Here is a 5,612-nt window from a genome sequence, read left to right as displayed (position 1 = left end):
AGGCGGCGCAGCAGCAGCTCCACGGCCGCCGCGCCGACGGCCCGCTTCGGCGGCGCGACGGCGGTCAGCGGCGGCGCGGCGAGGGCCGCGAACACGTCGTCGTACGCGATCAGCGCCACGTCGTCCGGTACCTGGAGGCCCCGGGCCCGCAGCAGCGGCGGCAGTTGGATGGCGTCCTGGTCGTTGTGGACCAGGACGGCCCGCACGCCCCGGGCGGCGGCCTCGACGATCCGCTCGGCAACGGCCTCGGAGTCGACGCCTGGGCGGCGGATGTCGATCACCGGTTGCGGTTCCAGCCCCAGCAGCGCCGTCCCCTCGGCGTAGCCGGCCCGGACCTGGTGCGCCGTCCAGGTGTCCTCGCGGGCGACCAACAGCACCGCGCCGTGCCCGAGCGAGACCAGGTGGCGCAGGGCGAGCAGGACGCCGTGCCGGTGGTCCGAGCCGACGGAGTCCAGCAGCGCTCCCTCGCCGTCGGCGGGGGCACGGCGCTCGACGAGCACGGCGGGCACCGGGAGCCCGCCGGTCCACAGGCCGTCCTCGCCGCCGGCCGGACGCCAGTTGGGGGTCAGGAGCAGGCCGTCCACCCCGGAGTCGAGCAGCTGCCCGACCTGGGCGCGGTCGTCGGCCGACTCGTACGGGGCGATGGCGAGCACCAGGCGCGCGCCGGCGTCCGCGGCGGCCGCGCGGGCGCCGCCGACCACCTCGTCGAAGTACGAACCGACGGTGGGGACGAGCATGCCCAGGACCCGGTCGGTGCCCTCGACCGCGGCGGACTTGACGCGCGGCAGCGAGACGGCGCCGTGCGAGCGGCTCAGCAGCCCGTCGTCGGCGAGCACCGCGACGTCGCGGCGGACGGTGACGGCCGAGAGGCCCATCCGGACGGCGAGGTCCACCACACGTACCGTCCCGAGGTCGCGTACGACCTCTAGGATCTGGGACCGGCGCTCCTCGGCCGTGATGGTCATGGCTTCCCTCCTGAGTGCCCCGGCGCCGCGCGGCAACTGATCAATCCGCATCATTCAATCGAAATCCGATCGAACGAACACAGATCTGCTGAGTCGATCAGAACCACCGTACCGGTCACCCGGTCGTCCGGTCAGGTCCTCCCGCGTTCCCGGCCTGCGAACGGAACACCCCACCCGGGCCACCCGGGCCGCTCGCTCGCCGGGCGTCCGGCACCGCCGCGCAGTCGGCCGCTCCCCCGCTCACCGTGCCCGCGCGGGCGGCGCCCCGGTACTCCCCCGCAGGACGACCTGGGTCGGCAGGGCCAGCCGGACGCACCGCCGCCCGCCTTCGGACTCGAGCGCCAGGGTGACGGCGCCCGCGCCGAGCCGTTCCAGCGGCATCCGCACCGTCGAGAGCGCCGGAGCCACGTCCGCGGCGAACGGGATGTCGTCGAAACCCGCCACCGACATCCGACCGGGCACGTCGACTCCGCGCGAGCGGAGTTCGCCGAGCGCGCCGATCGCGCAGACGTCGGACAGCGCCAGCACGGCGGTGGGCCACTCGGCCTGCGGGCGGTCGAGCAGCCGCCGCACCGCCTCGCGGCCCCCGGCGCGGGTGAACTCCACGTGCTGGACGGCCCCTTCGGCCGGCTCGATGCCCGCCTCGGCGAGGGCCTCGCGCACCCCGGCGAGCCGGTCCATCGAGACCTGCAGCCGCTCCGGCCCCGTGATCACCGCGAACTCCCGGTGCCCCAGGCCCAGGAGGGCCCGGGTCAGGTCGGCCGCACCCCCGCGGTTGTCCGGCAGGACGGCGTCGTAGCCGGGGCCGTGGTCGGTGACGGTCGCGATCCGCCCGCCGTCCGCCCGGTAGTCGGCGAGCGCCGCGTCGACGGCCCGCACGGCGGCCGGGTCGGTGTGGGCGGAGCCGGCCAGGACGATGGCCCGCACGCGCTGGCCGTGCAGCATGCGGATGCCCCGCACCTGCGTCTCCGGCTCCCCGTCCGTGTTGATCACCAGCGGGAGCAGCCCGGCCTGCCCGGCAGCGTCGGAGACCCCGCGGGCGATGGCCGCGAAGTACGGGTCCGCCACGTCGTGCAACAGCACGCCGACGTTGGCCGTGGCGGCACGGGCGAGTGCCTGGGCGGGGGCGTTCGGCAGGTACCCGAGGGCGTCGGCACTGGCCCGGACCTTCGCGGCCAGCTCCTCGCCGACCGTCCGGGCCGAGCCGTTGAGCGCGCGGGAGGCCGTCGCGAGCGAGACTCCGGCGTGACGGGCGACCTCACTGAGGGTGACACCCATCTGCCGTTCCCCACTTCCGTTTGGCACCTGCGTTGACGCGCACAGCATATCTCCATAACCTCTCGGAAAGCGCTTTCCCACTGACCGCACGGGACCACACAGGACCGCGGAGGACCACGCATGACTCAGAGAGTGATCGGCGTCGTGATGAACGGCGTCACCGGCCGGATGGGCTACCGCCAGCACCTGGTGCGCTCGATCCTGGCCATCCGCGAGCAGGGCGGGCTCGCCCTGGAGGGCGACGACACGCTGTGGCCCGAGCCGATCCTGGTCGGCCGCAGCGCGCAGAAGCTCAAGGAGCTGGCGGACCGCCACGGCCTGACGCACTGGACGACCTCGCTGGACGAGGCACTGGCCCACCCGCTCGCCGAGATCTACTTCGACGCCCAGGTCACCCAGGCCCGCGAGCAGGCCCTGCGCACCGCCATCGCGGCCGGCAAGCACGTCTACACCGAGAAGCCGACTGCCGAGTCCCTCGACGCCGCCCTGGAGCTGGCACGACTGGCCCGGGAGGCCGGGGTGTGCAACGGCGCGGTGCAGGACAAGCTGTTCCTGCCCGGCCTGCTCAAGCTCAAGCGGCTGGTGGACGGCGGCTTCTTCGGCCGCATCCTGTCGGTGCGCGGCGAGTTCGGCTACTGGGTGTTCGAGGGCGACTGGCAGGACGCGCAGCGCCCCTCCTGGAACTACCGCGCCCAGGACGGCGGCGGCATGATCCTGGACATGTTCCCGCACTGGCGCTACGTGCTGGACCAGATCATCGCGCCCGTCCGCTCGGTGTACGCGCACACCGCCACCCACATTCCCGAGCGGGTCGACGAACAGGGCCGCGCCTACCCGGCGACGGCGGACGACGCCGCCTACGGCATCTTCGAGCTGGAGGGCGGGATCACCGCCCAGATCAACTCCTCCTGGGCCGTCCGGGTCGACCGCGACGAGCTGGTGGAGTTCCAGGTCGACGGCACCGAGGGCAGCGCGGTCGCCGGGCTGCGCAACTGCCGGATCCAGCACCGGGCCACCACCCCGAAGCCGGTGTGGAACCCGGACCTGCCGGCCACCGAGCGCTTCCGCGAGCAGTGGCAGCAGGTCCCGGACAACGGCGAGTTCGACAACGGCTTCAAGGCGCAGTGGGAGCTCTTCCTGCGGCACGTCGTCACCGGCTCCCCGTACACCTGGGATCTGCTGGAGGGCGCCAAGGGCGTCCAGCTGGCCGAACTCGGCCTGCGCTCCGCCCGCGAGGGCCGCCGCCTGGACGTCCCCGGACTGGAGAACCGATGACCGAGCTGAACCTTCCCGGCCTCGGCCGCTACCGGCTGAGCACCCCCGAGCCGCTGGAGATCCCGGCCCACCCGCCGAAGAACCGCACGGCCTTCGCCGCCGCGCACGTCGTCGCCGACCCGCTCGGCGGCAACGCCCCCGGCGCACCGGCGGCCGTCGACTGGGACGCCACCCTCGCCTTCCGCCGCCACCTGTGGTCCCTCGGCCTCGGCATCGCCGACGCCATGGACACCGCCCAGCGCGGCATGGGCCTGGACTGGCCCGCCACCCGGGAACTGATCGTCCGCTCCGGCGCGGAGGCCCGCGCCTTCAGGGAGGCAGCGCGAAGCGCTTCGGACGAGGGTGGTGGCGGGCGCCGGGAGGGAGGCCGCCTCGCCTGCGGCGTCGGCACGGACCAGCTCACCGGCCCGGCCGCGGGCCTCGCCGGGATCACGGCCGCCTACGAGGAGCAGCTCGCGGTGGTCGAGGAGGCCGGCGCGCAGCCCGTCCTGATGGCCAGCCGCGCGCTGGCCGCGCAGGCCCGCGGGCCGGAGGACTACCTCCAGGTCTACGGCCGGCTGATCGCCCAGGCCGGTCGGCCGGTGATCCTGCACTGGCTCGGCGAGATGTTCGACCCGGCGCTGGCCGGCTACTGGGGCGCCACCGACCTGGACGCGGCCACCGAGACGGTGCTCGCGCTGATCCGCGAGCACCACGCCGGCATCGACGGCATCAAGGTCTCCCTGCTCGACGCCGACCGGGAGATCGCCCTGCGCCGCGCCCTGCCCGAGGGCGTCCGGCTCTACACCGGCGACGACTTCAACTACCCGCAGCTCATCCGCGGCGACGAACTCGGCCACAGCCACGCACTGCTGGGCATCTTCGACCCGATCGCCACCCGCGCCGCGGCCGCGCTGCACGCCCTGGACGCCGGGGACCTCGACCGGTACGACGCCCTGCTCGCCCCCACCCTCCCGCTGGCCCGCCACCTGTTCGCGGCGCCGACCTACCACTACAAGACGGGCGTCGTCTTCCTCGCCTGGCTGGCCGGCCACCAGAGCCACTTCACCATGGTCGGCGGGGCGCAGAGCGGCCGTTCCGTCGTCCACCTGGTGGAGCTGTTCCGCCTGGCGGACGCCGCCGGGGTCCTGCCCGACCCGGAGCTGGCGGCGCACCGGATGCGGCAGTTCCTCACAGTGGCGGGGGTGGAGGCGTGAACCGGCTCTCGCTGAACCAGATCACCACCAAGGGCTGGAGCCTGCCGGAGGCGGTGCGCGGCTGTGTGGAGGCCGGAGTCCCGGCGATCGGGCTCTGGCGCGACAAGGTCGAGGAGGTCGGTGTCGCGCGCGCGGCCGAGCTGGTCCGCGAGGCGGGACTGGCCGTCAGCAGCCTGTGCCGGGGCGGCTTCCTCACCGCCGAGGGGCCGGAGGCCCACCGGGCGGCGCTCGCCGACAACCTCCGTGCCCTGGAGGAGGCGGCCGAACTCGGCACCGACACCCTGGTGATGGTCGTCGGCGGGGTCCCCGCGGGCAGCCGCGACCTGGCCGGGGCGCGGGAACGGGTCACCGACCGGCTGGCCGAACTCGCTCCGTACGCCGGTGACCTGGGTGTGCGGCTGGCGATCGAGCCGTTGCACCCGATGTTCTGCGCCGACCGTGCCGTGGTCTCCACCCTCGGCCAGGCCCTCGACCTGGCCGAGCGCCACCCCGTCGAGCAGGTCGGCGTCGTCGTCGACAGCTACCACGTGTGGTGGGACCCGGACCTCGCCGCGCAGGTCGCCCGTGCGGGCGCCCGGATCGCCTCGTACCAGGTCTGCGACTGGACGCTGCCGCTGCCCGCCGACGTCCTGCTCGGCCGGGGCCACGTGGGAGACGGCCACATCGACTTCGGCGCACTGACGGACATGGTCACGGCCGCCGGCTACACCGGCTGGATCGAGACCGAGATCTTCAACCAGGAGATCTGGGACACCCCCGGGGAACAGACCCTCGCGACGGTGGTCGAGCGCTACCGTGCCCACGTGGTGAGCGCATGAGAGTCGTCCTCGCTCCGGACTCCTTCAAGGGGACGGTCACGGCGACGGACGCCGCCCGGGCGCTGGCCGACGGCTGGCGC

5 protein-coding genes are annotated in these 5,612 nt (G+C 74.2%); 3 read left to right on the top strand and 2 right to left on the bottom strand.

Translation table 11 applies throughout. The features are described 5' to 3' along the window. Positions 1-965 (bottom strand): substrate-binding domain-containing protein (locus ACFU7Y_RS38910; RefSeq protein ID WP_380771188.1); only part of this gene is annotated, 965 nt, incomplete at its 3' end. Between the two features lie 240 nt (positions 966-1,205). Beyond that, positions 1,206-2,243, bottom strand: a complete 1,038-nt coding sequence (locus ACFU7Y_RS38905; protein ID WP_224283769.1) for a LacI family DNA-binding transcriptional regulator — start codon at positions 2,241-2,243, stop codon at positions 1,206-1,208. Positions 2,244-2,363: 120 nt separating this feature from the next. Here ACFU7Y_RS38905 and ACFU7Y_RS38900 point away from each other — a divergent pair, with 120 nt between their 5' ends. The 3 genes from ACFU7Y_RS38900 to ACFU7Y_RS38890 are packed head-to-tail and all read left to right on the top strand — an operon-like array spanning position 2,364 to position 5,532. Continuing rightward, positions 2,364-3,518, top strand: a complete 1,155-nt coding sequence (locus tag ACFU7Y_RS38900; protein WP_224283770.1) for a Gfo/Idh/MocA family protein — start codon at positions 2,364-2,366, stop codon at positions 3,516-3,518. After that, complete coding sequence (locus ACFU7Y_RS38895) at positions 3,515-4,714, top strand: dihydrodipicolinate synthase family protein (RefSeq protein WP_380771187.1); 1,200 nt, start codon at positions 3,515-3,517, stop codon at positions 4,712-4,714. The genes ACFU7Y_RS38900 and ACFU7Y_RS38895 overlap by 4 nt, the downstream gene beginning before the upstream one ends. Next, positions 4,711-5,532 carry a sugar phosphate isomerase/epimerase gene (locus tag ACFU7Y_RS38890; protein ID WP_224283772.1) on the top strand — a complete coding sequence of 274 codons (822 nt, stop codon included), beginning with the start codon at positions 4,711-4,713 and terminating at the stop codon, positions 5,530-5,532. The genes ACFU7Y_RS38895 and ACFU7Y_RS38890 overlap by 4 nt, the downstream gene beginning before the upstream one ends. Positions 5,533-5,612: the final 80 nt, after the last annotated feature.

The organism is Kitasatospora sp. NPDC057542 (assembly GCF_042801945.1).
Taxonomy (GTDB): domain Bacteria; phylum Actinomycetota; class Actinomycetes; order Streptomycetales; family Streptomycetaceae; genus Kitasatospora.
This window is presented reverse-complemented; position numbering and strand designations above follow the sequence as displayed.